Below are 26,166 nucleotides of genomic sequence, written 5' to 3'. Positions count from 1 at the left end.
TTAAACAAGAATTCAGGATTCATCGATGAAACACGTTCCTTTACTGGCCAGCCTGTTCGGCTGCCTGTCCGTTAATGCCTGGGCGCAATCCACCGTCGATCTCGCACCGATCACTATCGATGGCGAGCAAGACACCGCACCCGGCCTGAGCCTTGACCAGTCCAGCGGCATGGCTTCTCGCTTGGGGTTGAGCGTGCGGGATACCCCGGCCTCGGTGGCCATTGCCAACCGTAATGACATTGAGCGTCACGGCGCACAGAACTTCCAGGACGCCGCCAACACCCTGCCCGGTGTGAATGCCAGCGCACCTCCGGGTTTCGGCGGCTTCATCTCCTATCGAGGCTTCACCAGCAGCCAGATCACCCAGATGTTCAACGGCGTCAATGTTTCCGGTGGCCTTGCCCGGCCGGTGGATGCGTGGATTTATGATCGGGTGGAACTGGTCGGGGGCCCGTCATCGCTGATCAACGGCGCCGGCGCCGTGGGTGGCTCGCTGAACTACGTGACCAAACTGGCGACCCGTGAAGAACAGGCGCTGGAAGGCCGGGTCAGCTACGGCACCTACGACACCACCGAGACGGCCTTCGGCCTCAACCATGCCCTGAGCGAGGCCGGCGCGGACGTGCAGCACTACGCCCGCCTCGATGTCAGCCACAACACCGGCAACGGCTACATCGACCGTCAGGAGCGCGACGCCTGGAGCGTGGCGTTTTCCCTGCTCAGCGACCTCACGCCCAACCTGTCCCATACCCTGGCCCTCGAATATCAGGACGAACACGAAGACAGCCCGTATTGGGGCACGCCAGTGCTGAATCCCAAGGCCGGTGAACTGAAAATCGACAGGCACAACCGCTTCAACAACTACAACGTCGAGGACGGTCGCTACGAACAACGGACGATCTGGGTGCGTTCGATCATCGACTACCGGATCAACGACAGCACCACCCTGCGCAACATGCTTTACCACCTCGACAGCCAGCGCGATTACCGCAACCTGGAAACCTACCAGTACAACGCCGACAACACGGCGGTGAACCGCTCCACGGCGTATCAGGTGCGGCATCAGGGCGAACAGAACGGCAACCAGTTCGAACTGCGTCACGACAACACGCTGCTGGGATTAGCGACCACCTGGTCGGGCGGTTTCGAGTACAAGGTCAACCAGACCACCAACTCGCCGCTGAACGTCAAAGGTGCGAGCACGGTCGATCCGAACAACTACCAACCCGGGCACTTCTACGACATTCCCGGCACAAAACCAGGCTTTGTCAGCGACAAGACCAACGAGGTCACCACCAAAGCGCTGTTCGTGGAAAATCGTCTGGCGCTCACCGACAAGCTGTCGCTGCTCACCGGCCTGCGCTATGACGACATCGACCTCGACGTGACCAACCACCGCACCGTGACCGCGAGCAATCCCCGACATCTCAAGCGCAGCTGGGAGCCGGTGACCGGGCGGGTCGGCCTGACGTATCAGTTCATTCCATCAGCCAATGTCTACGCGCAATACAGCACCGCCGCCGAGCAACCCAACGGCACGCAAGACTTCGACGTGTCCACGGGCAAGCAGTGGGAGATCGGTAGCAAACTCGATTATCTGGAGGGTCGCGGTTCGGCGACGGTGGCGGCATACACCATCAAGCGCAAAGACTTCGCGGTGACCGACCCGCTGGACCCGACCTTGAGTATTCCGGTGGGCCAGCAAACTTCAAAGGGCATCGAGGTGGCCAGCTCATTACGGATCACTGACAAGTTGTTGGCCGAAGGTAACTTTGCCTGGGTCGATGCCCGGTACGATGATTTCACCGAAAAGAACGCGGCCGGCGTGGTCGTTTCCCGCAAGGGCAACACGCCGACCAACGTACCGGACCGGGTCGGTAATCTGTGGCTGACCTATGATTTCGCGCCGCAGTGGCAAGGGGGTGTGGATGCACGTTACGTGGCGTCGGTGTATGCCGACAGCGCCAACACCATGACTGTGCCGTCGTACACACTTTACGGCTCGTTCCTCAGTTACAAGGTCGACCGGCACACCACCGTCACCGGCCGGGCGCGCAACCTGACCAACGAGGTGTATGCCGAGTTCGCGCATGTGTCGCCGGCTTACTATCTGGGTATGCCGCGCACATTCGAGCTGGCGGTGCAGACCCGGTTCTAACCTCGATCCAACGATCTCCTGCAGGAGCCGGGTCCTTCGATTATTTCAACTCGGCAGACACCTTGTCCGCCACTTCCTTGGGCACCCAGGCCTTCCACACGTCCGGGTGCTTCTTCATGAACGCCTCCGCCGCCTGACGCGGCGGGGTGTGATTTTCACTCATCTGCGCCAGCGCTGCGTTCAACGGTTCAATGGGAAAATCCACCTTGGTGAAGAACTCGGCAATCTGCGGATACTGCTTCTGGAACGGCGTAGATACGCCAATGGACAGTTTCGAGGGCAGCGAACGGGTGGGTTGGGGATTGGGGTTGTCGGCGTCGGTCAAGGTTTTCCAGGCTTCGGCGTCGAAAGGCGGTTCTTCCAGCTGGATCAGTTTGAAACGGCCGAGCAATGGCGTAGGCGACCAGTAATAGAACAACACCGGTTTGTTGCGGCGGATCGACGAGCTGATCTCCGCATCCAGTGCCGCACCCGAACCGCTGCGGAAATTCACATAGCTGTCGTCCAGCTCATAAGCCTTGAGCTTCTGTTTGTTGACCACTTCCGACGTCCAGCCGATGGGGCTGTTGAGGAACCGTCCCTTGTTCGGTGCTTCAGGGTCTTTGAACACGTCCTTGTATTTGGGCAGGTCGCTGACACTGCGCAGATCCGGTGCCATCGGCTTGATGCCCTTGGCCGGGTCGCCCTTGATCACATACTCCGGCACCCACCAGCCTTCGGTGGCACCCTTGACCGTGTCGCCGAGACTGACGACCTTGCCTTCGGCCTCGGCCTTGACCCACACCGGACTGCGCCCGGCCCACTCTTCGCCAATGACCTGGATGTCATTGTTGGCCAATGCAGTTTCCAGGGTGATGGTGGTGCCAGGTAACGTGTCGGTTGGCAGGTCGTAGCCCTTTTCGACAATGATCCGCAGGATATCGGTGATCAGGCTGCCGCTTTCCCAGTTCAGGTCGGCGAAATGAATCGGCGCCTGAGCAGCCAACAACGGAACGGGTGACGCCAATAAACCGCAAGTGGCCAGGACCGCAGCCAGCAACCGTCGAAAACCTTTCATGCTTTTGCACCTCGTGCTGTTCACAGCAATAGCAGGATGGCCGGGCGGAGGACCGCGAAGCCTCTGAATACTCAGTCAATTGACTGTAGTAGAGGTTCCTGCTTTCGAGGGGCGTCGATCAGTTTTCGGAAATTTCCTGCAAGCGCATCAGCTCCCTTCTGACCATGCTGGCGTATTCCGCCGGGCGCAACGCGTAGAGCTGTGATGCGACCCAGTTCAGCCAGGCTCCCTGCATGACGGCTTTGTGCTCGAACAGTCGCCGGGCCTCGGCTTGAGCGCTGGCCTGGTTCTGTTGATGGAAGTCGGCGCGGGTCAGGCTCATTACTCGCTGGCCTTGAACGTCACCAGTTCGCCCTTGCGCCATTTGGCGGCCTTGGCGGTCACGGCCTTGAGGGTCTTGGTCAGGCCTTCCTGCAACTGCTGGTGGGCGGCAAACACCGTCACCACGCTATGACCTTCCTTGAACAATATGGCCTGCCCGTCTGCGGTGGTCACGAAGGCATAGTCGCCCAGGCCATACACCGTCAGTTTGATTTCGCGGAATTTGATTTCCAGCTTGCCGCCTTCACGGCTGGGCAACACCGAGGCGCTGAAATGATCGCCGACCTTCAGTTTTAGCCCCGGTTTATCGTCCACCACCAGCGCCGATTCCGTGTCGACTTCGGCGATGTAGATACCTTCGGCATTCTGCTCGGTGATGTAAACGAAACGTGACTGAAACTGCTTGACCAGCTTTGCGCGCAAATCACCCAACACGAACAAAGCATGCATATCGAGATTACTTACTGCCAAGGAAACATCCCCACATCTGAAAAATGGTGCCGTACGCGGAAAAAAACGCACAGCCAAAAAAGCGGCAATGCCGAAGGTGTAGCCAAAGAACCCGAGGTGAAATCGTGAATGAGCAGTGCACTCATCCATCACGAAGTAACGAGAAGACTACTGGAACGTCACTTGCATCGTCCTGCCTGGCGTTCGTCAGGAGTTGAAGGAAAACTCCCTGCTTGCTGCCAGAAAATTATGGACTATCAACATCGGGGAAAAAACCGATCAAGAAAAGCACTTTTCCTACATCTTGCCCGCAAAAAATTGCTTTAGATAAACATCATTCACCCACCAGTGACGGTGATTCTAGAGCAGCGATGCTCTCGCAGACTACCCATAACGACGTACATACGTCGGTAAAAACAATGAAAAGGACTTCATATGTGCACATTGACCCACTTTGCCTATCCCCTGGCGCCAGACACGGAAATCGCATCAGCCTCGCTCCCGACAGTGGTCCACGCCCACCCAATGCTTCACGGCGCCCCGGCCCGGCCTCGGTTTCAGGTGGTTTTGGCCGGCAATGCCTTCTTTCACATCAAGGAAATTTCCACAGGACGCGTCAGAGGTTTCCGAGCGGACCACAACGAAGCCTGCGCCCTCGCCCGCCAACTTGAATCACGCTGTTGAACTGCCGAACGCTCACGTGTTAATGAGACGTTTCATCTGCCCGGCGACTTAGATCAGGCGACGATGTGCAACTACTGCCATACTGCCCACCCAATAAAACGCATCCCCCGGCAAAACGGGCTGCGTTGAGAACAACAATGTATTTCCAAGGGAAGGCTGCTACGTGACGGAATTTGATATCGGCGAGTTTTTTATCCGGGGCGAAGCCAGAGAAATCGACGGCGAGTTTCAGGCAGTGATCGTCATGCGCGCCAAGCCACCGCTAAAAACCGTGACCTATCATCAGGTCGAGAAAGACCGCTGGTTCAAGTCCTCGGATATCGCCGCCGTCGCCGCCCAGGAATCCGCGAAGGAGCTCAAGGCGGCGGTCGATGCCGGCGCATTGAAAGCCTGAAGACCGGGTTTGCGGTCTATGCTCTCTCCTGCGTTCAAACATCGTTTTCGAACTCTCGAGGCACGGCTCTCTCAGAAGTAGAGAAGCCGTAGCCCTGATCTCGTATTCGATTCGACCGGTTACCTGCAAGGAGATGAAAATGGAATCACCGACCCACGATTTGAAAGGTTTGTTCGACCAGCTCGGCCTGGACTCCACCCAGAAAGCTATCGACGATTTCATTGCCAGCCATTCCCCCTTGCCCGACGACAAGAAGCTCATCGATGCCGAGTTCTGGACGCCGCAACAGGCAGGATTCCTCAAAGAACAACTGCGTGAAGATGCCGACTGGGCGCGGGTGGTCGACGACCTCAACCTGCGCATGCACCAGATTCACTAGCCTCAGGCTTAATGCAGGCTGTCTGGTTTCTCGGCGTTCAACTGCGCCAGCCAGGCAGCCTTGCACTCCTCTGCTTCGGTACGACTGGAAAATGCCGTCCCCCGCCGCTCACCGTTGAGCAACACTACCCAGCACACACTCTGCCCCAAAGCGCGCAAGCTGGAAGGCACACCGCTGCCAATCATTACCGCGATATCAACTTTGCTTTGCATGCTGACCTCCAAATTCCGTTAGCAACCTAACTATGTAGGTATGGTAATGAGTCTGCAGGTGTTGAAACAACAACGACTGTGTACAGCTTCGTTTCCAAAACGGTAACAATCACCGGCCTCTAGCGAGGTTTCTCCGGTTTGTAGCCCAAGCGCAAGCCTCCCCAATGCCGGCCCTTGAGCATGATCGGCACCGACAGGTCGTGCATCAGCTCACCCGTATCGCGAGTGTAGGTTTGCAGCAATACCGCTTGCTGATGACTGCCACAGCGAATGCCGGTGCGGTCGGCGAATTTGCGTTTGGTGCGGTTTTGCAGGGTATCGACCTGCACGTCGCCCGTCAGCGGCTGGCTGAAGACCTGATTGTGGGTCGGCACGTAGCCCTGCTGGGTACAGGCGATGGCGAACACCAGGCCTTCATGTCGGGGCAACAATGGTTCCTGGATCGACGGCAGGACCTGATCGGTGTAGCGATCGAAACGCGTCTGGTATTTCGCCGGGACGGTATCGGGGATCGCCTGATAATGGCGGTCGAACAGATCGTCGAGGCTGATACGGCCGGCGTCGATGTCCGCTTCGAAACGCGCCGTGATCTGGCTCGCGCCTTCCCGAGCGAGGTCGTAGATCCGCTGGTGATAGTCATCAAGCCCCACTTCGGCCAGGCGTTCGCTGATGGTTTCAGCCTGGCCTTCCATCTGCACGGCGGCTTCGGCGAGGCGCCGGGTCTGTTGATCGCTGATGGCCAGGTCGCTGCGCATCTGTTCGATGGCGTGAAACAGGCTGTCGAGTTGCACGCGATTGGTGTCCGCGCCTCGGGCGATTTCCCCGACCTGACTTTCGACGCAGGCCGCCAGGCGGGCAATGTTTTCCAGATGCTGACCGGTGTGCTCGACCTGCTCGACGCCGGTGTCGAGGTCACTGGACAGTTGGCGGATCTGCTCCACCACTTGCGCGGTGCGTTGCTGGATGTCGGCGACCATCTCCCCGACTTCACCGGTCGCGGTCGCCGTACGCGCGGCGAGTCCGCGAACCTCGTCGGCCACCACCGCGAATCCACGGCCGTGTTCCCCGGCCCGCGCCGCTTCAATGGCCGCGTTCAAGGCCAGCAAGTTGGTCTGGCTGGCGATGGACTGGATCACCAGGGTCACACGCTGGATGTCATCGCTGCGCAGGCTCAAGGCTTCGATCAGTTCACGGCTGCTGTTGGCGCGCTGGCTGAGCTGATGCATGCGTGCAATCGATTCGAGCAACTCGGTCCGCCCGGCCGCACCGCTCTGATGCGCCTCGCTCGCAGCACTCAGGGCTTCACGACTGAGGGTCGAGGCGGCGTGTTCAGTGGCGATCATGACTTCGGCGTTGCTGACAATTTGTGCCGCGGCGCCGAGTTGCGATTGCAGCTTGTCAGCCAGCTGCTTGACGGAAAAGGCTACGCCGGCGGCCGACAGCGCGTTATGGCTGGTGGTGTAGGAAAGATCGCGAGTTAACGTAGAGATGGCGCTGGATGTATCGGCAGGAGCGGATTCGGAAGGTGCGCGTGAGCGCAAGCGCGGTAGCCAGACAATCAGTACTGCCACCGGCAGACCGAGGTAAAGCGACCAGCCGCCGAGGGTCATGCCACACAGCAACAGCATCAGGGCGATGCTTTGCAGCGTGGGTGTCAACCAGCGGTTCTTTGGCAAAAGGACTGGCGCAGGCACTGCCGCAACCAGAGACCTGTCTCTTGTCATCGTTGTCACCCCAAAGTTCTTCTAATTGTTGTCTTCGCATTAAACGCCACTATAAAGCCATTATCCATGAGTCTTTAGTCGTGGGCGTTGCAGTAGATCAATAGAAGGTGTTCTAGGTTTTCCGGACGACAAAAAGCATCGCGGGCAAGCCTGCTCCCTCGGGATTCTCGATGATCCTGTGGGAGCCGGCTTGCCCGCGATGCGGGGCGCTGCGAAATCAGGCCTGACGCTGGTGCTTGTCGATCTGCTCGTGACGCTCTTGAGCTTCGATGCAGTACTTGGTGGTCGGGCTGATCAGCAGGCGCTTGAGACCGATGGCCTCGCCGCTGTCATCGCACCAGCCAAAGCTGTCTTCCTTGATGCGTTCCAGGGCTTGTTCCAACTGAGGCAGCATGCGCTGGTCGCGATCGATCGCGTTCACCAGCCAGGTGCGCTCTTCTTCAACAGAAGCCGCGTCAGCCGGGTCGGCCGGGGTGTCCAGGCTCTCGATGGCGATGCGGTTCTGTTCGATGCGCTCATGGGTTTCGACTTTCATGTTCTGCAACAGCTCGGAGAAAAAAGCATGTTGCTCGGCATTCATGTAGTCATCCGCCGGCATGGCCAGCAACTTGTCCTTTGTCATTGATATCTCTATAAAAAAACGTGCATTAAGGCGAATTAGGGAGCGTTCCGGCAGACCTGGACAGGCCATCGGAAAGGCGCCGTTTATACCAAGCGCCACCCGGCACTCAATTTACGAGGGGCGGCAGTCTAAGGCCGACTTGAGGCCTCAGCAACTGAAAAGACAGCGAATTTGTCCGACAAAGCCTCGAAAATGCTCTATGACTGGCATTGAGGCGGATATCGGAGTGCGTTTATAGCAAGAAATTCAATCCGGCACAGGTATATAGAAGACAAACGGCTGCGTTTGCAGGCCTGCGAACCTCCGCTAAGGTTGTTCCTCCCGAAATGCTCACTCAAGGAGCGGTTAAATGAAGCTGATCGGCATGCTGGATTCGCCCTATGTAAGACGCGTCGCCATTTCTGCCAAGCGCTTGGGCATCGTGCTGGAGCACGAATCGGTCTCGGTGTTTCGCCACTTCGAACACTTCCAGCAGATCAACCCGGTGGTCAAGGCGCCCACATTGGTGCTCGATGGCGGCGAAGTGTTGATGGATTCGACACTGATCATCGATTACCTGGAAGCGCTGGCCGGCCCCGACCGCAGCTTGATGCCTGCGGACCTCGAACAACGCCTGCGCTCGTTGCGCCTGATTGGCCTGGCGTTGGCCGCCAGTGAAAAATCAGTGCAGCTCTATTACGAGCGCAATTTACGACCGGCGCAGATTCAGTACGAACCGTGGGTTGAGCGAGTCGAAGGGCAATTGGCGGCGGCGTATTCGGCGCTGGAGCGGGCGTTGGAAAAGCATCCGTTGAAAACCGACGGGGCGATTGAGCAGGCGGGAATTACGTTGGCTGTGGCGTGGAGCTTTACCCGATATGTAGTGCCGGATCAGGTAGCGGATGTACAGTTTCCCCGGATTGCTGCGTTTACAGCCTATGCCGAGGGGCTTACGGACTTCTTGAGCACTCCGATGGACTGACAGATTTTCTGCGTCTGATGTGACGTCATCGCGAGCAAACTCGCTCCCACAGTAGACCGCGGTCAACTGCGGGAGCGATGGATCAATGCATGAACAAGGCGATCAGGATGATGATCGGGATCGGGACGCCGAGAAAGAACAGCAGTAATGAACGCATGATGTTTCTCCTGGTTTAACGAATCGTTGGGGTGGTCACGTAGGTGTCGGTTTCCAGATACACCACCGCATCCCGACGACGACCGCCGAAGGTTGCGGCAAAGCTGGCGAAGAACGCACCGGCCAGCAGGGCAACGAACATCCACAGCGTGGTCCAGGCGCCCACTTTGGCGGCCGTGTCCGCCGCTTGTTGCGCTGCCAGTTTGGCGTCGGCCACGGCTTTTTGCGTGCGGGCATAGACTTCGTCGACACGACGTTCCGCGTCCGCTTGCGTGAGGTTGGTCCGCTGCGCCACCAGTTGAGCCAGGTAGGTGCGGTCTTCGGCGGCCAGTTGACCGTCATTGCTCAAGGACCGCACGAAGATTCGGGTGACGGTACCTCGGGCGGCGTCATCACTGACGGCGACCGGGCGATCATCGCGAAACAGACTGTCGATGTAGTAACCGTACTGGTCGCTGTCGGTGTTGCCGGCAGCAGTGCTCGCCGCTTGCGTGGCGGCACTCGCGGCGCCACCGACCATGCTCGCCCCGGCCTGCACCCCGCCGCTGACCACGCTGCTGACTGAACCCGCTACCAGCGTCGCCGTCACCAGCGTCGCCACGCACCAGGCGAGAAAACCGTGGGCGGTGTCACGGAAATAGACTTCATCGCCATGCATATACGCCCACTTCACCCGCAGCCGTCCGGCGATATAGCCACCCAGCCCGGACGCGACGATCTGCGTGAACGCCAGCCAGACAATCGTCGATATGCCCAGGCCCTTGGCACTCATACCTTCATTGGCCCATGGCGAGACGGCGGAAAACCCCAGGCCAAAACCGAGCAGCACGAGGATCAGCGACAACGCCGCCGCAGCCGAGGCCCCGGCGAAGATCGCGCCCCATGACACGCCCGAGCGCGTGATTGAGTCATCCATGGCGGGATAGAAACCATCAGAGGATCTATTCATTGTTGTATCGCTCCAGGCAGAAAGATGGTGTTACAACTCTGTGGATCAGCCGTTGCAGTCACCGTGCCATTCGCGCACTTTGGATAAATCGTTTGGGCTCAGCGAGTTATAAACATTGAACTTCCCGGCTCCATGCAATATGCAACAAACGAGTAAGCTCAACGGGTTTTATGCATTGACCGGTGCGCCGATTGACCATGAACTTTTATTTAGAAAGCCTGCGATCATTTCTTGGCAAAATGCAGCACAACGTTGTGAACACTTAATCAGGCCAGCCCTATGACCCGCATCTTGACCATCGAAGACGACGCCGTGACCGCCCGTGAAATCGTCGCCGAATTGAGCAGCCACGGACTCGACGTCGACTGGGTCGACAACGGTCGCGAAGGCCTGGAGCGTGCGGTCAGCGGCAACTACGACCTCATCACCCTCGACCGCATGCTGCCCGAGCTCGATGGCCTGGCGATTGTCACCACGCTGCGGACCATGGGCGTGGCCACGCCGATCCTGATGATCAGCGCCCTCTCCGATGTCGATGAACGCGTGCGCGGGCTGCGTGCCGGCGGCGACGACTACCTGACCAAGCCTTTCGCCACCGATGAAATGGCCGCCCGGGTCGAAGTCCTGCTGCGCCGACAGAACACCGGGACTGCGCAAGCCACCACGCTGCGGGTGGCGGATCTGGAGCTGGACCTGATCAGCCACGAAGCCAGCCGCGACGGTCAATTGCTCACGCTGCTGCCCACCGAATACAAGCTGCTGGAATTCCTGATGCGCAACACCGGGCAGATCCTGTCGCGGATGATGATTTTCGAAGAGGTCTGGGGTTATCACTTCGACCCCGGCACCAACCTGATCGACGTGCACATCGGCCGCCTGCGCAAAAAGATCGACCCACCTGGCAATGCCCCATTGATTCGGACGGTGCGAGGCTCGGGTTATGTCATTGCCGAACCCGTCTAAGGGCTGGCGCTCTTCCAGCAGTCGTTTGCTGGCGCTCTACAGCGCGCTGTTCGTGGTCTGGAGCGGCATTCTGATGGGGGTCATGTACTTCGAGGTGTCCGCGTACCTGGACAACCTGGCCAAGCATTCGCTGATGCAACGCCAGCATCTGTTCTCGCGTTTCCAGGGCGAACAGCTGGTGGACGCCCTCGCCGTCAGCATGACCTTCGACATCCGCGGTATCGACGCCTACGGTCTGTTCGACAGCCAGCATCATTACCTCAGCGGCGCCCTGCGCCACATTCCGCGTGGCTTGCCGCTGGACGGCAAGATCCACATGCTCAGCGACTGTGCCGACTCCGACGACCCGACGCTGCCCAATGACAGCTGCGATGCCGTGGCGACCCAGACCCGCGACGGGCTCCTGCTGGTCTTGGTGCGTGACAACGGTTCGCTGTTTGCCGTCACCCGAATCATCCTGCACGCACTGTTCTGGGGTGTGACGTTGACCATCCTGCCTGGCATCGTCGGTTGGCACTTACTGCGCCGTCGTCCGCTGAGGCGTATCCGCGCCATTCAGGCCAGTGCCGAAGCCATCGTCGCCGGTGACCTTACCCGACGCTTGCCGTTGTCCAATCGCCGCGATGAACTGGACATGCTCGCCGCCATCGTCAACGTGATGCTCGAACGCATCGAGCGCCTGATGCATGAGGTCAAGGGTGTGTGCGACAACATTGCCCACGACCTGCGCACTCCGCTGACCCGCCTGCGCGCGCAGCTTTACCGCATGCAACAGCAGGCCGGCGAAGGCTCGGCGCAAGCGGCGCAACTGGATCTGGTGCTGGGCGAGGCCGACACGCTGATGGCGCGGTTTCGTGGGTTATTGCGGATTTCCGAGCTGGAGGATCGTCAGCGCCGTTCCGGCTTCGTGCAGCTTGATCCGGTGCCGTTGCTACAGGAACTGCATGAGTTTTACTTGCCGCTGGCGGAAGACGACGGCCTGACGTTTGAGTTGCAACTGCCGGAATCCTTGCCGCCGCTCAATGGCGACCGTGCCTTGTTGTTCGAAGCGGTGGCAAATCTATTGAGCAACTCGATCAAATTCACTCCGCCCGCTGGTCAGGTGATTTTGCGTGGGGTCAATGAAAACGGACATACCCGCATCGAAGTACTCGACTCCGGCCCGGGCATTCCCGAGACCGAACGCGAGGCGGTGTTCCAGCGCTTCTATCGCGCCGAGGCGGGCAATCTGAAAAGCGGTTTCGGGTTGGGACTGTCGATCGTCGCGGCGATTGTCAGCCTGCATGGGTTTACGCTTGAGGTGGGTAGCAGCGAACTGGGTGGCGCGCGGCTGGTGCTGGATTGCAACAATGTCGCCTTGGCGAATACCTTGTAGCAGCTGCCGAGCTCGAGAGGCAGCTGCTACAAGGCTGTGTGCTGTCACTCAGGCGGGGTAGTTGGCCCGCAGGGCCTCTAGCCCACCCTGATAAATCCCGGTGAACAACGCCACCACTTCCTCATCACTCACTCCCACCGGCTCAAACCGACCGGACCAGGTCACTCGCGCACCCTGCCCCAGCGCTTCGACCTTGATCGTCGCCAGATAATCAGTGGCCGGAAACGGTGCCTGCAAAATCGAGTAGCTGTAGGTTTTCGCGATGTTGTCGAACGCTTGCAGACGTTCGATTATCCCGCCGCCGTCGGCGGTTTGCAGGCTGCGCACGCGCCCGCCTTCGCTGAGTTCACTCTTGGGAATGAACGGCAGCCAGTCCGGCAGCGAGTTGAAACCGCCGATCAATTGCCAGACCTGATCGGCCGAGGCCGGGATGTCGATGAAGGCTGATGCAGTTGCCATGTACGGTTCTCTCTTAATCAGTAGGGTTCAGATTGCCATGCTGTCGACGACACCGCCGTCGACCCGCAGGGCTGCGCCAGTGGTGGCCGAGGATAAGGGCGAAGCGATGTACGCCACCAGATTCGCCACTTCCTCGACATTCGCCACGCGCTGGATGATCGAAGTCGGCCGGGCCGTGCGTACAAAGGCGTCGGCCTCCTCCCGTAGACTGCGACCGGATTGGGCAATGGCATCCTTGAGCATCAGCTCTACACCATCGGTCAACGTCGGTCCCGGCAGGATCGCATTGACCGTCACTCCGGTGCCCGCCAAGCGTTTGGCCAGACCATGGGACACCGCCAGGTTGGCGCTTTTGGTCACGCCATAGTTGACCATGTCAGCCGGGATCGCGATGCCGGATTCTGAAGACAGGAAAATCACCCGCCCCCAACCCTGCTTGACCATGTCCGGTACGTAATGCCGTGACAGGCGCACACCCGAGATCACGTTGATTTCATAGAAGCGCGTCCACTCGCTGTCGGGCGTGTCAAAGAAATCTACCGCATTGAAGATCCCGAGGTTGTTCACCAGGATGTCCGCACGCGGTTCGGCGGCGAAGAGTTTCTCGGCGCCTTCGGCGGTGCCGAGGTCCGCGGTCAAACCGCGCAGTTGTGCATCGGGCACGCTTTGGCGAATGCTCGCCAGCGCTTGCTCGACCTTGGACGTCTCGCGGCCGATCACCACCACCGTGGCGCCGGATTCTGCCAGCGCCTTGCTGATGCCTAGGCCGATGCCGGCAGTGCTGCCGCTGACAATCGCCAGTTTTGCGCTCAAATCGATTTTCATGTTCAGGCTCCAATGATTGGTAAAGGTGCGCGTTCGGACACCAGTTTCGCGTCGCGCAGTGCCTGCCAGAAGGCTGCTGGTATCACCGCCGACAATGCGGCCACGTCCTCGGCAATCCGCGCTGGACGGCTGGCACCTGGAATGACTGCCGCCACCGCCGGGTTGGCCAACGAGAACTGCAACGCCGCCGCTTTGATGTCGACACCATGGGCCGCCGCAATACGTTTGATCTGCTCGACCTTGTTGATGTTCGCCGGGCTGGCCTTCTGGTATTCGAAGTGTGCGCCACCGGCGAGGATGCCCGAGCTGTACGGGCCGCCGACCACGATCTCGACGTTCTGCGCCAGCGCCGCATCCATCAAGCGTTGCAAGGCGCGGTCATGGTCGAGAAGAGTGTAGCGGCCGGCCAGCAGAAAACCGTCCGGCTGCGCTTCGCTCAGATCAAGGGTCAGCTCGCACGGCTCAACCTTGTTCACACCCAGGCCCCAGCCCTTGATCACGCCTTCTTCACGCAGGCGAGTCAGCACTTTGAAGGCGCCGGTGCGGGCCTGGTTGAAGTACTCCAACCATTGATCGCCGTAGACGTCCTGGGCGATGTCATGCACCCAGACGATGTCCAGACGATCGGTTTGTAGACGCTTGAGGCTGTCTTCGATCGAACGCAGGGTCGCGTCGGCGCTGTAGTCGTTGACGATCTTGTTCGGTCGACCGTGTTCGAACACCCCGCTCTTCTCGCCCAGATTGCGGGCAGCGGCGTCTTCGGTTACATCGAAAACGCCATGCACGCCGGCGTGCGGCCCAATGCCTTGCGCGTACTGCGAGTCGGCCGGACTAACGTACACGTGGCACTGTACAACCTCAGCTCGGCCGAACAACTCGAAGGCTTGCGCCAGCGCAGCCTGGACATTGCCCTGGTCAGCGCGCCTCCGACCGATGACGACCCGGACCTGTTGGGTTTTCAGGTACTGGATGACCCGATGCTGCTGGCCCTGCCCGAGGACCATCCGCTGGCGCAGAACGCACTGCTGACACCTGAAGATCTCGCCGAGCAAGAGTGAATCGGCGTGCAACACCACCAGAATGTCAGCAGCCGCGAAAACTTCGTCAGCGCCTGCATCCGCGCCGGCTTCACCCCGGATATCCGCATGGAAGCCACCGGCCCCTTCACGGCAATGGCTCTGTGGCGTCGGGACTGGGCATCGCGATGATTCAGAAAGGCTTGAGCCGCAACGCACCGCCGGGCGTGGTGCTGCGGGAGTGCCGTGGATTTCCCTCACCAGACCGCTGTGGGCGGCGTGGCACCGGATCAATCTGCGGCCGTTGGTGGAGACGTTCAGGAAGGTGCTGACGGAGCCAGAATCCGCCGGCTTACGCGCCTTGGGTCCTGACTTTATCGTTAGCCGGTCGCTGAAAAACAGCGATCGGGTTTGGTAGCCCGGAGTACTGCGCGTAGCGCCACTTCAAGCAATTGCTGCTTTTATGGTTGCCATGCGCAGGGCCTCTTCGGAGGCGCCGGTTCCAGTACTCCGGTCTACCAACCTGTGCATGGCCACCACCCATTCGTTTGGTAGCGAAAGTGATGGCTCCAATTTTGCCAGTACTGGAGTTCTATCGATGATCAAACCAACCCCCAACCCGCCAGAATCAGATCCGGCATCCCCCTACGAAAGCCCCGCCGCCAAAATCATGGGCACTCCGCGTAAACCCTCGCCGATGTTCACCATCAACCCCGCCCTCGACACCGAAACCCTGCTGGCCCATGCCTGCGAATCACTGGCCTCGGCCAACGTCATGACCAATGATCTGGCAGGTTTCCTGGAAGGCGCACATCGCAACACGCGGCTGGGCATCGCCCAGGTCATCATGCTGGGTGAATTGGCGGTGAACCGCGCGCTGGATCGACTCGATCCAACCGAGTAGCGCGTAACCCCAATCATCTCCTGTGGGAGCGGGCTTGCTCGCGAAAGCAGTGTGTCAAGCAATACTCAAGTCGACTGACACGCCGTCTTCGCGAGCAAGCCCGATGCTACAGGTAACGCGTCCTTCCTGAGGGTTTGGTGCTTTACTGAAAAGACTCCAAACCCCAGCGAGCCTCACCCATGAACCGCAACGACCTGCGCCGCGTGGACATGAACCTGTTGGTGATTTTCGAAACGCTGATGTTCGAAAAAAACCTGACTCGCGCCGGGGAAAAGCTGTTCCTCGGCCAACCCGCCGTCAGTGCGGCGTTGGCGCGGTTGCGGGATTTGTTCGACGATCCGTTGCTGGTGCGCAACGGGCGAGTGTTGGAGCCAACCCAGCGGGCGCTGGTGATTCTCAAGGAGTTGCAGCCGGCAATGGACACTATTTCCGGTGCAGTCAGCCGGGCCAAGGATTTTGATCCGTCCATCAGCCGCGATGTGTTTCGCATTGGTTTGTCCGACGATGCCGAATTTGGGCTGTTTCCGCCGCTGCTCAAGCAAATCCGCGAAGAGGCGCAGAACGTCGTGGTGGTTGTGCGACGGGTCAATTTTTTGTTGATGCCGTCGATGCTCGCCAGCGGTGAGATTTCCGTCGGGATCAGCTACACCACCGAACTGCCGGCCAATGCCAAGCGTAAAAAGCTGCGTGACTTGAGCGTCAAGGTACTGCGCGGCGATGATCGTCCGGGCCCGTTGACCCTGGACGAGTTTTGCGAACGGCCTCATGCGCTGGTGTCGTTTTCCGGGGATTTGAGCGGTGCCATCGACAACGATCTGGCGCGCATCGGTCGTTCACGTCGGGTGGTGCTGGCGGTGCCGCAATTCGCCGGCCTGCGCGCCTTGCTGGCGGGCACCGACATGCTGGCTTCGGTACCGGATTATGCGGCGTGTGCGTTGATCGAGGGCAGCAACCAGTTGCGCGCCGATGACCCGCCGTTCGATATCAATCTGTCCGAACTGTCGATGGTCTGGAACGGCGTCAACGATAACGATCCGGCAGAACGTTGGTTGCGCTCGCGAATTGCGAAGCACATGTCGGTTCCACTGCCGGGGCATTGAGCGAATTGAAGTTCGGGTCGGTTTCGCGCAGGTAGATCGGCAGGTCGGTCATCGGCGGCATGGCCGGAATTTCAAAGTACATCTGGATTACCCAGCCGCGGTGATAGCTGGCGTGGTTGACCACGTGCATCAGCATCGCACCGGCGCTCATGGTGCCGCTTTCACCGGAGATAAAGGTAAACCGCAAGGGTTTGTCCAGCGAAGCATCGGTCTGCCGGACGCTCCAGTCGCAGTACCAGTGATCGACGGCCTGTTGCGCCATGCGCAGGTCCGGCAAAGCCGGATACACCAGGTCATGGGAGGTCTTGAAGTTGTGCCCTCGGCCTTCGAGGTGAGCCTGCCAGAGGCAGTCCACGACATACATGTGGTTGAGCGTGCCGATCATGTTCTTGAAGATCCCGGCGCGTTCCTTTTCGACTTCAGCCGGAGGCAATTGCGCCAGGTTGTCGAACAGACGCCGGTTGGCCCATTGTTTGTAATCGGCGAGCATGCGGGCGGTGCGTGCATTGATCATCGAACTTCTCCGATGGCGAATAGCGCATTCTCCAAGGATAGCGCTATCCACGGGCAGCGTTGTGGACGCTGATTATCGGTACGACCATTATCCCGCCAGCGAATGCACCACCCGTTCGGCCAGCGCCAGGCAACTGGTCAGTCCCGGTGATTCAATCCCGAACAGATTCACCAAACCGGGCACGCCATGTTCGGCCGGGCCGCTGATGCAAAAGTCGGCAGCCGGTTCGCCCGGGCCGCTGATTTTCGGGCGAATGCCGCTGTAGGCCGGTTGCAGGCTGTTGTCCGGCAAGCCCGGCCAGTAACGCCGGATCGCCGCATAAAAACCGTCGGCCCGTGCGGGGTCCACGCGGTAATCAAGCGCATCGACCCACTCCACGTCCGGCCCGAATCGCGCCTGACCACCGAGGTCGAGCGTCATGTGCACGCCCAGACCGGCGCTTTCCGGCGCCGGGTACACCAGATGCCGGAATGGCGCCCGGCCGCTGAAACTGAAATAGCTGCCCTTGCACAGTCGCCCCGCAGGAACGTGCTGAGCAGGCAGACCGGCAATACGGCGCGCCACCTCAGGCGCGGACAATCCGGCGCAATTGATCAACTCGCGGCAGCTCAAGGTCATGGGTTCGGCACCGCCGATGTGCAGCTCAAAACCTTGGTCGATACAGTGTGCCGACAGTAGTGGCGAGTGGAAGGCCAACGACCCGCCACAGGCTTCGACATCACCCTGCAACGCCAACATCAACCCGTGGGAATCGACAATCCCGGTGGACGGCGACCACAGCGCGGCGACGCACGACAGTGCGGGCTCACGCTCCCGCGCCTGATCGGCGTCCAGCCATTGCAGGTCATCAACGCCGTTGCGCCGCCCCTGTTCCAGCAACACCGGCAAGGCCGAACGCTGTGCTTCATCGGTGGCGACGATCAACTTGCCCAGGCGCTGATAGCTGACCCCGCGCTCATCGCAGAAAGCGTAGAGGCGTTGCTTGCCCTCCACGCACAACTGCGCCTTGAGACTGCCGCCGGGGTAATAGATGCCGGCGTGGATCACTTCGGAATTGCGCGAACTGATGCCTGTGCCGATACCCTCTCCCGACTCGACCACGATCACTTCGCGACCGCTCATGGCCAATGCCCTGGCGACCGCCAAACCGACCACACCGGCCCCGACCACCACACAATCGATGTCGACGCTGCCCTGCCCTGCACTCATGTCACACCAGACCTCGCTCGCGGTAATCGATCAGGCTGGAGAATATCGCCAGCAGCATGGCCATGACCACGAAGAAGATCAGTACCAGGAAATACGAGCCGATGAACTGCACGATCAAACCGATCAGGATCGGCGCGATCACCCCGGCCTGGTTATCCGCACGATCTGCGGACAGTGCTAGAGTGAAACCGGTTCTATCGACTGACATAAAACCCTGAAATCCTGACAGTCGACCGGCTGCGATAACGCTTAGAACGTTTGCGAATTATCATTATTCCAACTCGCTGAAACAGAAGCCTATGAACATCGCAAACCCTCCCGCCACACTCGAAATCCAGTCTGAACAACCGCGCTTGATCGTTTTCCTCGCCTACCCTGAAATGGGCCTGCTCGACCTCACCGGCGCGCAAACGGTGTTCTGGGCGGCCTCCAGACACATGGACAACCGCGGTTTGCCGGGCTACAGGCTACATACGGCAAGCCTGGCCGGCGGTTTGATGCACACGGCTGAGGGACTGGCGGTCGATACCGCCGCATTGAGCGTCTTCGCCGATCAATCGATCGACACACTGATCGCTCCCGGTGCACCCAACATTCTTCAGGCAATGAACAAGTCACTGGATCTGGTGGCCTGGCTCAAAGACGCATCCGTCAAGGCCAAACGCACCGCATCGGTGTGCAGCGGGACGTTCCTGCTGGCCGAGGCCGGGCTGCTCGAGGGCCGACGCGCCGCCACCCACTGGAAAATGTGCGACATGCTCAAGGAACGCTACCCACACATTGAAGTCGACAGCGATGCGATCTTCGTCAAGCACGGCACGGTTTGGACATCGGCAGGCGTCAGCGCCGGTATCGACCTGGCGCTGGCCTTGGTCGAAGAGGATTGCGGTCGTGAAGTGGCGCTGCTCGCGGCGCGGGAGATGGTGGTGTTCCTCAAGCGGCCCGGTGGCCAAGCCCAGTTCAGTCAGTTGTTGCAAGCACAAACCAACGAAGGCGCCGCCTTCGACGACCTGCACCTGTGGATCACGCAGAACCTGGAGGGCGAAAACCTCACGGTCGAGCGGCTCGCCCAGCAAGTGCAAATGAGCCCGCGCAACTTCGCCAGGGTCTACAAGCTCAAAACCGGCCGTACCCCCGCCAAAGCCGTGGAAGTGCTGCGGGTCGAAGCTGCCCGGCGTCTGCTGGAAGACTCCGAGCGCAACATCGATCAAATTTCCCGCCTCTGCGGGTTTGGTGATGAAGAACGCATGCGCCTGACGTTTCAGCGCAACCTGGGGGTTTCGCCGAGGGATTATCGCAGCCGGTTTTCGCGGTAAATGGCTGCGATCTTTCGTCGTACTCAATGCCGCGTCCGACGCTCCAGCAAACGCACCCCAAGCGACAATGGATAACAAAGAGCAAAGTAAATCGCACCGACCAGAATGTAGATTTCCAACGGCATGAAGTACACCGAGCTTAAATCCTGCGCCCGCAGCATCAGGTCCGGCGCCGCAATCAGTGAAGCCACGGACGTATCCTTCAATAGCGAGATCGCGACATTGCCGATCGGCGCCAGCACGATACGGAGGGCCTGGGGCAACACGACCCAACGCAACACCTTGAGCTGCGGCATGCCAATCGCCTTCGCCGCTTCTACCTGCCCCTTGGGGACCGCCTCCAATCCCGCCCGATAAATCTCCGCCAGGTACGCGGCCGCGTTAAGCCCAAGGCCAATCATCGCGGCCTGGAACGAACTGAAGTGGACACCGATTTCAGTCAGGCTGAAATAAACGATGAACAACTGCACCAGTGCCGGGGTGCCACGAAACAATTCGATGTACGCCAACGCCGCTCGCCGCAAAGGCCGGTTCTTCGACAGACGTGCCAACGCCACCAGCAAACCGACGATCAAACCAATGACCAATGCGCCGAACGCCAATTGCAGCGTGGCCCAAGCCGCCGCCAGCAGCTCGACATGGGTTGCTTCCCACAACTCGCCATAGCCCATATCAATTCTCCTTGACGACTTTGAGTCGGCGTTCGGTGCGCGCCGCCCAGTGCGAAAGCAAGAGGCTCAGGATCAGATAGATCACGGCCAGCAGGAAGTAGATCAGGTTGGTCTGGTAGGTTTCACTGACCAGCATCCGTGCCTTGAACGTCAGTTCCGGCACTGCCGCCGCTGACGCCAGGGACGTGTCCTTGAGCAGGCCGATGGCGAAGTTAGCCATCCCTGGAATGGCCACCTTGAACGCTTGCGGCAGCACAATGATGCGCATCGCCAGCGACCGGGTCATGCCGATGGAGAACGCCGCCTCGCTTTGTCCGCGATCAATGGTGCGGATGCTCGAGCGGAATACTTCCGACAGAATCGCCGCACCATTTAGGCCAAAGCCAATGATCGCCGCACCGATCGCCGGCAACGTAATGCCGATGTAGGTCAGCCCGAAATACAGGATAAACAGCTGGGTCAGGATCGGTACGTTGCGAAAAATCTCCAGGTACACGCTGGCGATCAGGCTCAGGATGCGACTGCGCGAGAGCCGCATCAACGCCAGGCAAAACCCCAGCAACGCCGCGACGACGAACGCGGCGGCAGTCAAGCCAACGGTGGTCAATGCACCGATGCCCAGCACGTTCAAAAAGTACGGCAGCATCTCGATGGCTTTGTGCAGCGCAGTGGTATCGAACATCGATCAATGCTCCTGCACGGCGCGGATGAAGTTGCGGGTGCGCTCCACCTGACTCTCGCGGAATATTTGCCGCGGCGGTCCTTGTTCGACGATATTGCCATCGGCCATGAAGATCACCTGATCGGAGACGCTTTCGGCAAAGCTCATTTCGTGGGTCACGATGATCATCGTCATGCCCTCCTCCGCCAACCTGCGCATTACGCCCAGCACTTCGCCCACCAGCTCGGGGTCCAGCGCCGAGGTAGCTTCATCGAACAGCATCAACTTGGGTTTCATCGCCAGCGCCCGGGCGATGGCAATGCGTTGCTGCTGCCCGCCCGACAGCTGCTCCGGAAACGCATCACGCTTGGCAAACATACCAACCTTGTTCAACAGATCCTCGGCCAGTTCCACCGCTTCAGCTCGGTTGCGCTGTTGCACCTTGAGCGGGCCGAGGATGATGTTTTCCAGTACCGAGAGGTGCGGGAACAAGTTGAAGCGCTGGAACACCATACCGATCCCAGCGCGCATCCGCGCCAGTTCCTTATCGCTCATGGGCACTTTCCGGGTGCCCGCCAAGCGCTGGCCAATCAATTCGTTATCAATGTAGATGTCGCCTTGGGTCGGCTCTTCCAGGTAGTTGACGCAGCGCAGCAAGGTGGTCTTGCCCGAGCCGCTGGGGCCGATGAGCGAAATCTTCTGGCCCTGCTGCACATTGAGGTCGATACCCTTGAGCACGTCCAGGCTACCGAAGGACTTGTGCAGCCCTTCGATACGCACCAGCGGTGTGGATTGAGCCATGATTCAAGTCCTCGACTCAGGCAAAAGCCTGGCTGAAATCACGCGATGGATGCTCGAACGGCCCGATCAGGTTGCCCTTTTCGTCGCGGTCCACGCCGATGCGCGGGTTCTTGGCGGGAGGTTCGAGATAGTCGGGGTTCTTGATCCCGTACTTGGCGAGGACCGGGCGGATCTGATCCGTCGCCTTCAACCAGCGCAGTCCCTGGTTTACACCGTCGAACAAGTCCTGATTTTGCGGATGAACGCCCCAGATCGCCTCGAACTTGGCGGTCAAGCTGGGGAACTTTTCATCATAGGCCATGGGGATTTGCTTGAGCTTGAGGCTCGGGTCCTGAAGGATCATGTAGTCGATGGTTGGCGCATCCAGCACCGCAAAATCCAGGCGCCCGGCACGCACGTCACGCAGGCAGGAATCAGTGTTGTCGTAGAGTTTGACCTCTTTCACACCGTCGATTTTCTTCATGTCGGGGATGGTGAAATAGCCGGTGATGGCGCCGATGGTGCGGCCCTTCACGTCGTTGACGGTGATCGAAGTATCGAACGGCTCGCTGTCGCGCATGATCACGTAGGCACCGGTGTAGAACACCGGGTCGGTCAACAACAGGATCTTCGAACGCATCGGATTCCAGGCAAAGTTGCCGCCGAACCAGTCGGCACGCCCGGAGCGCACCGCTTCGACCACCGCCGGGAAGCCCATGGTCAACACATCGAGCTTGAGTTCGAGACGGTCGGCAATCAGCTTGAGCAATTCCAGATCGGTGCCGACCGGCACACCTTCACGTAGCGCGCCCAGTGGCATGTCGCCCAGGCAGGCCGCGGTCAGATAACCGGGACGTACGGTCTTGATCGGTTTATCGGCAGCGAACGCGAACGACATCGGCCCCGTGGCACTGGCAGCCAATGCTGCCAGTGAACCGTAGCCTGCGGCTTTGAGCAGCCCGCGCCGGGAGAGACCCTGGTTATTGAACTTGAAGTCGGACATAGATCACCTATTAGGCAAATTGTTGTTGTGACCGGAACAAGCCTTGCTACTCAACGGCCGTCCGTGGCCCGATGCTTCCTGTTATTGATGCGACCTGTGATTTATGACCGTGTCGGCAAACTCGCGAGGATGTCGATGGCATTGATGTGGGGTTGGTTGGCTTGCTGCCGCTGGCGCCTGAGGACCAGGTAAGCGGCGGACACCACGCCGAGGCTGACGAGGCTGGCCAGGAACTGTGTACGCAACGATTCCTGGAACGCCATGGCGACCAAAACACCCGCAATCACTGCCACCACAGCATAGGACAGCCATGGAAACAGCCACATCCTGAGGGTCAGCCGCGCCGGTGCCGTGGCCTCGACCTGACGACGCACCTTGATCTGCGCGAGCGCCACTGCCAGGTACACGAACAGCATCACCGCGCCGGAAGCGTTGACCAGGAACAGGAATACGCCTTGGGGAGAAATGATTGCCGCCATGATCGCGATGTAACCAATCACACTGCTCAGCAGCACCGCGGCACGGGGCACTTTGCGCCCGGTGAGGACCGACAGTTTTGCCGGCGCGTCTCCGCGCTGACTGAGGCCGAACAGAATCCGCGAAGACACGTACAACCCAGAGTTCAGCGCCGACAGCACGGCCACCAGCACCACCGCCTGCATGATCATCGCCGCACCGGGAATCCGCATGACCTCCAACGCCGCCACGAACGGCGAGTGACCGGCGACGATCTGCCCCCACGGCACCACGCAGACAACCAGGAAGATCGAACCGACATAAAAGGTGATGACGCGGAAGATCACCGAACGGGTCATGTTCGCCACGTTCTTCGACGGGTCGTCGGACTCGGCGGCAGCGATCGTCGCAATCTCGGCACCGCCCACGGCGAAAATCACCGTCGGCACGCCGGCCAGAATCGCACTCACGCCATACGGCATGAAGCCACGGTCATTCACCAGATTGCCCAGCAGCGCACTGGTGCTCGGCGCGAAGCCGAACAGGTAGGCGCCGACAACAAAGATGAAGACGACGATCGCGAAGACTTTCAGTGAGGCGAACCAGTACTCGAACTCGCCATAGGATTTGACCGACAGGCAGTTGATGGCGGTCATGATTGCCAACAGGCTCAACCCGATCATCCAGGCCGGCAACGGTATCCACTGTTCAAGGATATTGGCGCCGACCACTGCTTCCACCGCCACCACGATCACCCAGAAGTACCAGTACAACCAGCCACTGGTGAACCCGACCCAATTGCCCAGGCCGATCCGGGCGTACTCGGTAAAGGAGCCGACACCGGGCAATGCGACGGCCATCTCCCCAAGCATGCGCATGACCAGCATCACCACGATACCGGCAGCGAGATAACTGAGAAACGCAGCAGGCCCGATCGCCTGAATCGTGGCGCTGCTGCCGACAAACAGACCGGCACCAATGATCCCGCCGAGGGAGATCATGGTGATGTGGCGCTGCCTAAGCGCGCCACTGAGGCGTTGTTGGCCAGGTTTTGACTTGATTGGCTGGGCGTTGCTCATCGCATGACCTCCGCTGCATGGGATAGGGTCGATCGACCGGATAAATTCATAGAAGACTTTGCGCGAGGGGGACAACTCACCGGATACTCTGTGCCGCCCGCTGACAGGGACAAGGGTCGGTGGTGCCGGGCAGCCAGGGCTGAACCCGGCTGAAATGTCTGATTAGTCATGTGCGTACCCATTGGGCTGAGCATTGCAGCCATTTTTTTATTGTGTTGCATGACAAGCATTACAACTCACACACTAATCACGGTTTTTTAGCTTGTCAATGGGCTTTGTATCGGATAAAAAGCAATACAAATTTGCTTATTGTCTTGCTGCGAGCATGACAAGCAGGGATAAAGCACCATGAGTCAATTCGAACAACTGCTCGATGAATTGAAGGCCAGCGCGGCTCTGCAGCGCGACAAGGCCGAAACCCTTTACGCACAACTCGCTGATTCATTGGTCGAGGCGATCGCCAATGGCCGGCTCAAGCCCGGCGAGCGTTTGCCACCGCACCGTGAATTCGCTAGCGCCCTGGGTGTGAACATCACCACGGTGACCAAAGCCATGGCGGTGCTGCAGCAAAAAGGCTTGGTGGAAAGTCGTCCGGGACGCGGCACTCAAGTCGCGCAACCACGACACCCGGCGACTCAGTTTCAGTCGGCGCCGAGCAACGATCCCGGCACTGTCGACCTCAGTGTCAATCGCCCGGCCACTGACGGTTTCAACCGGGTGCTGGCGCAGTTGCTGCCGCGTCTTTCCAGTGATCCACGGTTTGGCGACATGAAGGACTATCACCCGTCCGAAGGTCCGCTGTGGGCCCGTGAAGCCGCGGCGCAATGGCTCCGCCATACTGGCGTCGAGGCCCAGGCCGCACAGATGCTGATCGTCGAAGGTGCCCAGCACGGGATCGCCAGCACCTTGCGCAGCCTGACCAACAGCGGCGATACCGTGCTGGCGGACAGCGTGACCTATCAAGGCATCAATGCCTTGTGCCGTTCGCTGGGACTGATTCTGGTGGGGGTCGACGCCGATGAGCGCGGGATGTCCCCCGATGCCCTGCGCCAGGCCTGCGCCGAACACCAACCGCGGCTGCTGTTCCTGGTGCCGTCGATCCATAACCCGACCGCCATCACTTTGGACGCCGCGCGTCGCGAACAACTGGCGAGCGTGATCCGCGAAACCAACCTGCTGGTCATTGAAGACGACGTCTATCGCCCTCTGCTGGATCAATCGCCGCCACCCTTCGCGGCGTTGATGCCCGAGGGCACGATCTACATTTCGGCCCTGTCCAAATGCATCGCGCCGGGCCTGCGCATGGGATTTGTCATGGCCCCGCTACCGCTGGTGCAGGACATCGCCGCCATGCAGCGCATCGATTGCTGGAGCACCTCACCGCTGAGTGCACTGATCGCCACCCGCCTTATCGAGGACGGGCATGCCGAGCAACTGGTTTCGGAGCAACGTGAAGAGCTGCGCTTGCGCCAGGCATTACTCGCCACTCACCTCCAAGGTCTGGAATTCCAGCACAGCGCCACCGGCACCCACGCTTGGCTGGTACTGCCTGAGCCATGGACCGGCTCGCGTTTCGCTCGCCTGTGCCAGGATCGCGGCGTAGTGCTGCTGGCTGGCGGCGCCTTCACCTTGCGTCCGGAACTTTCACCGCAAGCGGTGCGCATCAATATCTCGGCCGCCCTGTCGCGGGAGCAGCTGATCAAAGCCTTGACCGTCATCAGCCAACTGGCACGTCAGGGTCACCTTCATATGCACAACCGGATCTGAG

The 26,166-nt window shown here is 59.7% G+C and carries 27 protein-coding genes and 3 pseudogenes; 12 read left to right on the top strand and 18 right to left on the bottom strand.

Going from position 1 to position 26,166, the window contains the following annotated elements; all coding sequences use genetic code 11:
- The first annotated feature begins 25 nt into the window (after positions 1 to 25).
- Positions 26 to 2,158 carry a TonB-dependent receptor gene (locus tag ACNYC6_RS26495; protein WP_419709872.1) on the top strand — a complete coding sequence of 711 codons (2,133 nt, stop codon included), beginning with the start codon at positions 26 to 28 and terminating at the stop codon, positions 2,156 to 2,158.
- Between the two features lie 40 nt (positions 2,159 to 2,198).
- Here the strand turns inward: ACNYC6_RS26495 and ACNYC6_RS26490 are convergent, their stop codons facing one another.
- From ACNYC6_RS26490 to ACNYC6_RS26480, 3 genes are all read right to left on the bottom strand, one after another.
- The gene (locus ACNYC6_RS26490; RefSeq protein WP_419709871.1) at positions 2,199 to 3,215 is read right to left on the bottom strand and encodes an ABC transporter substrate-binding protein; all 1,017 of its coding nucleotides are present in this window, start codon (positions 3,213 to 3,215) and stop codon (positions 2,199 to 2,201) included.
- Between the two features lie 118 nt (positions 3,216 to 3,333).
- Entirely contained in the window at positions 3,334 to 3,537 is a 204-nt protein-coding gene (locus ACNYC6_RS26485; RefSeq protein WP_419709870.1) for a hypothetical protein, read from the bottom strand.
- Positions 3,537 to 4,007 carry a hypothetical protein gene (locus tag ACNYC6_RS26480; RefSeq protein WP_419709869.1) on the bottom strand — a complete coding sequence of 157 codons (471 nt, stop codon included), beginning with the start codon at positions 4,005 to 4,007 and terminating at the stop codon, positions 3,537 to 3,539. The genes ACNYC6_RS26485 and ACNYC6_RS26480 overlap by 1 nt, the downstream gene beginning before the upstream one ends.
- A 414-nt stretch (positions 4,008 to 4,421) precedes the next feature.
- On the opposite strand from ACNYC6_RS26480, the gene ACNYC6_RS26475 reads away from it, so the two are divergent.
- The 3 genes from ACNYC6_RS26475 to ACNYC6_RS26465 all read left to right on the top strand — a co-directional run bounded on the left by ACNYC6_RS26475 (position 4,422) and on the right by ACNYC6_RS26465 (position 5,443).
- Positions 4,422 to 4,670 (top strand): hypothetical protein, encoded by a 249-nt coding sequence (locus tag ACNYC6_RS26475; protein WP_419709868.1) that lies wholly within the window; start codon positions 4,422 to 4,424, stop codon positions 4,668 to 4,670.
- 163 nt (positions 4,671 to 4,833) lie between these two features.
- A complete protein-coding gene (locus ACNYC6_RS26470; protein ID WP_419709867.1) occupies positions 4,834 to 5,064 on the top strand; it encodes a hypothetical protein in 231 nt (76 codons plus the stop codon).
- Between the two features lie 139 nt (positions 5,065 to 5,203).
- Positions 5,204 to 5,443, top strand: a complete 240-nt coding sequence (locus tag ACNYC6_RS26465; protein WP_047530030.1) for a DUF2789 domain-containing protein — start codon at positions 5,204 to 5,206, stop codon at positions 5,441 to 5,443.
- Between the two features lie 8 nt (positions 5,444 to 5,451).
- Here ACNYC6_RS26465 and ACNYC6_RS26460 read toward each other — a convergent pair whose 3' ends face one another.
- The 3 genes from ACNYC6_RS26460 to ACNYC6_RS26450 form a co-directional block, all read right to left on the bottom strand.
- Positions 5,452 to 5,655: a hypothetical protein gene (locus ACNYC6_RS26460; RefSeq protein ID WP_419709866.1), complete on the bottom strand. Its 204-nt coding sequence runs from the start codon at positions 5,653 to 5,655 to the stop codon at positions 5,452 to 5,454.
- A 119-nt stretch (positions 5,656 to 5,774) separates the two neighbouring features.
- Positions 5,775 to 6,998, bottom strand: a complete 1,224-nt coding sequence (locus ACNYC6_RS26455) for a methyl-accepting chemotaxis protein (RefSeq protein ID WP_419713015.1) — start codon at positions 6,996 to 6,998, stop codon at positions 5,775 to 5,777.
- 598 nt (positions 6,999 to 7,596) lie between these two features.
- A complete protein-coding gene (locus ACNYC6_RS26450; RefSeq protein ID WP_007907888.1) occupies positions 7,597 to 8,001 on the bottom strand; it encodes a TraR/DksA family transcriptional regulator in 405 nt (134 codons plus the stop codon).
- Positions 8,002 to 8,350: 349 nt separating this feature from the next.
- On the opposite strand from ACNYC6_RS26450, the gene ACNYC6_RS26445 reads away from it, so the two are divergent.
- On the top strand, positions 8,351 to 8,962 hold the full coding sequence (locus ACNYC6_RS26445; RefSeq protein WP_419709865.1) for a glutathione S-transferase N-terminal domain-containing protein: 612 nt from the start codon (positions 8,351 to 8,353) through the stop codon (positions 8,960 to 8,962).
- 172 nt (positions 8,963 to 9,134) lie between these two features.
- On the opposite strand, the gene ACNYC6_RS26440 is transcribed toward ACNYC6_RS26445, so the two are convergent.
- A complete protein-coding gene (locus tag ACNYC6_RS26440) occupies positions 9,135 to 10,067 on the bottom strand; it encodes a hypothetical protein (RefSeq protein ID WP_419709864.1) in 933 nt (310 codons plus the stop codon).
- Between the two features lie 279 nt (positions 10,068 to 10,346).
- On the opposite strand from ACNYC6_RS26440, the gene ACNYC6_RS26435 reads away from it, so the two are divergent.
- Entirely contained in the window at positions 10,347 to 11,030 is a 684-nt protein-coding gene (locus ACNYC6_RS26435; protein WP_419709863.1) for a response regulator transcription factor, read from the top strand.
- Positions 11,008 to 12,405, top strand: a complete 1,398-nt coding sequence (locus ACNYC6_RS26430; RefSeq protein WP_419709862.1) for a sensor histidine kinase — start codon at positions 11,008 to 11,010, stop codon at positions 12,403 to 12,405. The genes ACNYC6_RS26435 and ACNYC6_RS26430 overlap by 23 nt, the downstream gene beginning before the upstream one ends.
- Positions 12,406 to 12,453: 48 nt before the next feature.
- Here ACNYC6_RS26430 and ACNYC6_RS26425 read toward each other — a convergent pair whose 3' ends face one another.
- The 3 genes and pseudogenes from ACNYC6_RS26425 to ACNYC6_RS26415 form a co-directional block, all read right to left on the bottom strand.
- The gene (locus ACNYC6_RS26425) at positions 12,454 to 12,864 is read right to left on the bottom strand and encodes an SRPBCC family protein (protein ID WP_419709861.1); all 411 of its coding nucleotides are present in this window, start codon (positions 12,862 to 12,864) and stop codon (positions 12,454 to 12,456) included.
- 27 nt (positions 12,865 to 12,891) lie between these two features.
- Complete coding sequence (locus ACNYC6_RS26420) at positions 12,892 to 13,689, bottom strand: SDR family NAD(P)-dependent oxidoreductase (protein ID WP_419709860.1); 798 nt, start codon at positions 13,687 to 13,689, stop codon at positions 12,892 to 12,894.
- A 2-nt stretch (positions 13,690 to 13,691) separates the two neighbouring features.
- A pseudogene (locus ACNYC6_RS26415) lies at positions 13,692 to 14,465 on the bottom strand (aldo/keto reductase); the annotation flags it as partial.
- On the opposite strand from ACNYC6_RS26415, the pseudogene ACNYC6_RS26410 reads away from it, so the two are divergent.
- The 3 genes and pseudogenes from ACNYC6_RS26410 to ACNYC6_RS26400 form a co-directional block, all read left to right on the top strand.
- Positions 14,436 to 15,123 (top strand): annotated as a pseudogene (locus ACNYC6_RS26410) (LysR family substrate-binding domain-containing protein); the annotation flags it as partial. The pseudogenes ACNYC6_RS26415 and ACNYC6_RS26410 sit on opposite strands and share 30 nt — an antisense overlap.
- 180 nt (positions 15,124 to 15,303) lie before the next feature.
- Positions 15,304 to 15,609 (top strand): DUF6124 family protein, encoded by a 306-nt coding sequence (locus ACNYC6_RS26405; RefSeq protein ID WP_419709859.1) that lies wholly within the window; start codon positions 15,304 to 15,306, stop codon positions 15,607 to 15,609.
- 179 nt (positions 15,610 to 15,788) lie between these two features.
- Positions 15,789 to 16,709 carry a LysR substrate-binding domain-containing protein gene (locus ACNYC6_RS26400; protein ID WP_419709858.1) on the top strand — a complete coding sequence of 307 codons (921 nt, stop codon included), beginning with the start codon at positions 15,789 to 15,791 and terminating at the stop codon, positions 16,707 to 16,709.
- Here ACNYC6_RS26400 and ACNYC6_RS26395 read toward each other — a convergent pair.
- The 3 genes and pseudogenes from ACNYC6_RS26395 to ACNYC6_RS26385 all read right to left on the bottom strand — a co-directional run.
- A complete protein-coding gene (locus ACNYC6_RS26395; RefSeq protein ID WP_419709857.1) occupies positions 16,630 to 17,223 on the bottom strand; it encodes a DinB family protein in 594 nt (197 codons plus the stop codon). The two genes, ACNYC6_RS26400 and ACNYC6_RS26395, sit on opposite strands and share 80 nt — an antisense overlap.
- An 87-nt stretch (positions 17,224 to 17,310) precedes the next feature.
- Complete coding sequence (locus tag ACNYC6_RS26390; protein ID WP_419709856.1) at positions 17,311 to 18,432, bottom strand: NAD(P)/FAD-dependent oxidoreductase; 1,122 nt, start codon at positions 18,430 to 18,432, stop codon at positions 17,311 to 17,313.
- A gap of 1 nt (position 18,433) precedes the next feature.
- Positions 18,434 to 18,586: pseudogene (locus ACNYC6_RS26385) on the bottom strand (MFS transporter); the annotation flags it as partial.
- 145 nt (positions 18,587 to 18,731) lie between these two features.
- Here ACNYC6_RS26385 and ACNYC6_RS26380 point away from each other — a divergent pair.
- Positions 18,732 to 19,748, top strand: a complete 1,017-nt coding sequence (locus ACNYC6_RS26380; protein ID WP_419709855.1) for a GlxA family transcriptional regulator — start codon at positions 18,732 to 18,734, stop codon at positions 19,746 to 19,748.
- A 23-nt stretch (positions 19,749 to 19,771) separates the two neighbouring features.
- Here ACNYC6_RS26380 and ACNYC6_RS26375 read toward each other — a convergent pair whose 3' ends face one another.
- The 5 genes from ACNYC6_RS26375 to ACNYC6_RS26355 all read right to left on the bottom strand — a co-directional run bounded on the left by ACNYC6_RS26375 (position 19,772) and on the right by ACNYC6_RS26355 (position 24,398).
- Positions 19,772 to 20,419: an amino acid ABC transporter permease gene (locus ACNYC6_RS26375; RefSeq protein ID WP_419709854.1), complete on the bottom strand. Its 648-nt coding sequence runs from the start codon at positions 20,417 to 20,419 to the stop codon at positions 19,772 to 19,774.
- A gap of 1 nt (position 20,420) precedes the next feature.
- On the bottom strand, positions 20,421 to 21,101 hold the full coding sequence (locus tag ACNYC6_RS26370; protein WP_419709853.1) for an amino acid ABC transporter permease: 681 nt from the start codon (positions 21,099 to 21,101) through the stop codon (positions 20,421 to 20,423).
- Positions 21,102 to 21,104: 3 nt separating this feature from the next.
- Positions 21,105 to 21,881, bottom strand: coding sequence for an amino acid ABC transporter ATP-binding protein (locus ACNYC6_RS26365; protein ID WP_419709852.1), 777 nt, complete (start codon positions 21,879 to 21,881; stop codon positions 21,105 to 21,107).
- A 16-nt stretch (positions 21,882 to 21,897) separates the two neighbouring features.
- Positions 21,898 to 22,863 carry a transporter substrate-binding domain-containing protein gene (locus ACNYC6_RS26360; RefSeq protein ID WP_419709851.1) on the bottom strand — a complete coding sequence of 322 codons (966 nt, stop codon included), beginning with the start codon at positions 22,861 to 22,863 and terminating at the stop codon, positions 21,898 to 21,900.
- 101 nt (positions 22,864 to 22,964) lie between these two features.
- Positions 22,965 to 24,398 carry an amino acid permease gene (locus ACNYC6_RS26355; RefSeq protein ID WP_419709850.1) on the bottom strand — a complete coding sequence of 478 codons (1,434 nt, stop codon included), beginning with the start codon at positions 24,396 to 24,398 and terminating at the stop codon, positions 22,965 to 22,967.
- A gap of 348 nt (positions 24,399 to 24,746) precedes the next feature.
- Here ACNYC6_RS26355 and ACNYC6_RS26350 point away from each other — a divergent pair, with 348 nt between their 5' ends.
- The gene (locus ACNYC6_RS26350) at positions 24,747 to 26,165 is read left to right on the top strand and encodes a PLP-dependent aminotransferase family protein (protein WP_419709849.1); all 1,419 of its coding nucleotides are present in this window, start codon (positions 24,747 to 24,749) and stop codon (positions 26,163 to 26,165) included.
- Position 26,166 lies beyond the last annotated feature (1 nt).

The organism is Pseudomonas sp. NFX224, from assembly GCF_048565165.1.
Lineage (GTDB): Bacteria > Pseudomonadota > Gammaproteobacteria > Pseudomonadales > Pseudomonadaceae > Aquipseudomonas.
Note: the sequence above shows the minus strand (reverse complement) of the source record. Positions and strands in the feature narration are given on the sequence as shown.

Bases quoted from the DNA above. Each gene is read 5' to 3' on its own strand.
- ACNYC6_RS26495 (WP_419709872.1), top strand. From the start codon at position 26: ATGAAACACGTTCCTTTACTGGCCAGCCTGTTCGGCTGCCTGTCCGTT.
- ACNYC6_RS26490 (WP_419709871.1), bottom strand. From the start codon at position 3,215: ATGAAAGGTTTTCGACGGTTGCTGGCTGCGGTCCTGGCCACTTGCGGT.
- ACNYC6_RS26485 (WP_419709870.1), bottom strand. From the start codon at position 3,537: ATGAGCCTGACCCGCGCCGACTTCCATCAACAGAACCAGGCCAGCGCT.
- ACNYC6_RS26475 (WP_419709868.1), top strand. From the start codon at position 4,422: ATGTGCACATTGACCCACTTTGCCTATCCCCTGGCGCCAGACACGGAA.
- ACNYC6_RS26465 (WP_047530030.1), top strand. From the start codon at position 5,204: ATGGAATCACCGACCCACGATTTGAAAGGTTTGTTCGACCAGCTCGGC.
- ACNYC6_RS26460 (WP_419709866.1), bottom strand. From the start codon at position 5,655: ATGCAAAGCAAAGTTGATATCGCGGTAATGATTGGCAGCGGTGTGCCT.
- ACNYC6_RS26455 (WP_419713015.1), bottom strand. From the start codon at position 6,998: ATGATCGCCACTGAACACGCCGCCTCGACCCTCAGTCGTGAAGCCCTG.
- ACNYC6_RS26450 (WP_007907888.1), bottom strand. From the start codon at position 8,001: ATGACAAAGGACAAGTTGCTGGCCATGCCGGCGGATGACTACATGAAT.
- ACNYC6_RS26445 (WP_419709865.1), top strand. From the start codon at position 8,351: ATGAAGCTGATCGGCATGCTGGATTCGCCCTATGTAAGACGCGTCGCC.
- ACNYC6_RS26440 (WP_419709864.1), bottom strand. From the start codon at position 10,067: ATGAATAGATCCTCTGATGGTTTCTATCCCGCCATGGATGACTCAATC.
- ACNYC6_RS26435 (WP_419709863.1), top strand. From the start codon at position 10,347: ATGACCCGCATCTTGACCATCGAAGACGACGCCGTGACCGCCCGTGAA.
- ACNYC6_RS26430 (WP_419709862.1), top strand. From the start codon at position 11,008: ATGTCATTGCCGAACCCGTCTAAGGGCTGGCGCTCTTCCAGCAGTCGT.
- ACNYC6_RS26425 (WP_419709861.1), bottom strand. From the start codon at position 12,864: ATGGCAACTGCATCAGCCTTCATCGACATCCCGGCCTCGGCCGATCAG.
- ACNYC6_RS26420 (WP_419709860.1), bottom strand. From the start codon at position 13,689: ATGAAAATCGATTTGAGCGCAAAACTGGCGATTGTCAGCGGCAGCACT.
- ACNYC6_RS26405 (WP_419709859.1), top strand. From the start codon at position 15,304: ATGATCAAACCAACCCCCAACCCGCCAGAATCAGATCCGGCATCCCCC.
- ACNYC6_RS26400 (WP_419709858.1), top strand. From the start codon at position 15,789: ATGAACCGCAACGACCTGCGCCGCGTGGACATGAACCTGTTGGTGATT.
- ACNYC6_RS26395 (WP_419709857.1), bottom strand. From the start codon at position 17,223: ATGATCAATGCACGCACCGCCCGCATGCTCGCCGATTACAAACAATGG.
- ACNYC6_RS26390 (WP_419709856.1), bottom strand. From the start codon at position 18,432: ATGAGTGCAGGGCAGGGCAGCGTCGACATCGATTGTGTGGTGGTCGGG.
- ACNYC6_RS26380 (WP_419709855.1), top strand. From the start codon at position 18,732: ATGAACATCGCAAACCCTCCCGCCACACTCGAAATCCAGTCTGAACAA.
- ACNYC6_RS26375 (WP_419709854.1), bottom strand. From the start codon at position 20,419: ATGGGCTATGGCGAGTTGTGGGAAGCAACCCATGTCGAGCTGCTGGCG.
- ACNYC6_RS26370 (WP_419709853.1), bottom strand. From the start codon at position 21,101: ATGTTCGATACCACTGCGCTGCACAAAGCCATCGAGATGCTGCCGTAC.
- ACNYC6_RS26365 (WP_419709852.1), bottom strand. From the start codon at position 21,881: ATGGCTCAATCCACACCGCTGGTGCGTATCGAAGGGCTGCACAAGTCC.
- ACNYC6_RS26360 (WP_419709851.1), bottom strand. From the start codon at position 22,863: ATGTCCGACTTCAAGTTCAATAACCAGGGTCTCTCCCGGCGCGGGCTG.
- ACNYC6_RS26355 (WP_419709850.1), bottom strand. From the start codon at position 24,398: ATGAGCAACGCCCAGCCAATCAAGTCAAAACCTGGCCAACAACGCCTC.
- ACNYC6_RS26350 (WP_419709849.1), top strand. From the start codon at position 24,747: ATGAGTCAATTCGAACAACTGCTCGATGAATTGAAGGCCAGCGCGGCT.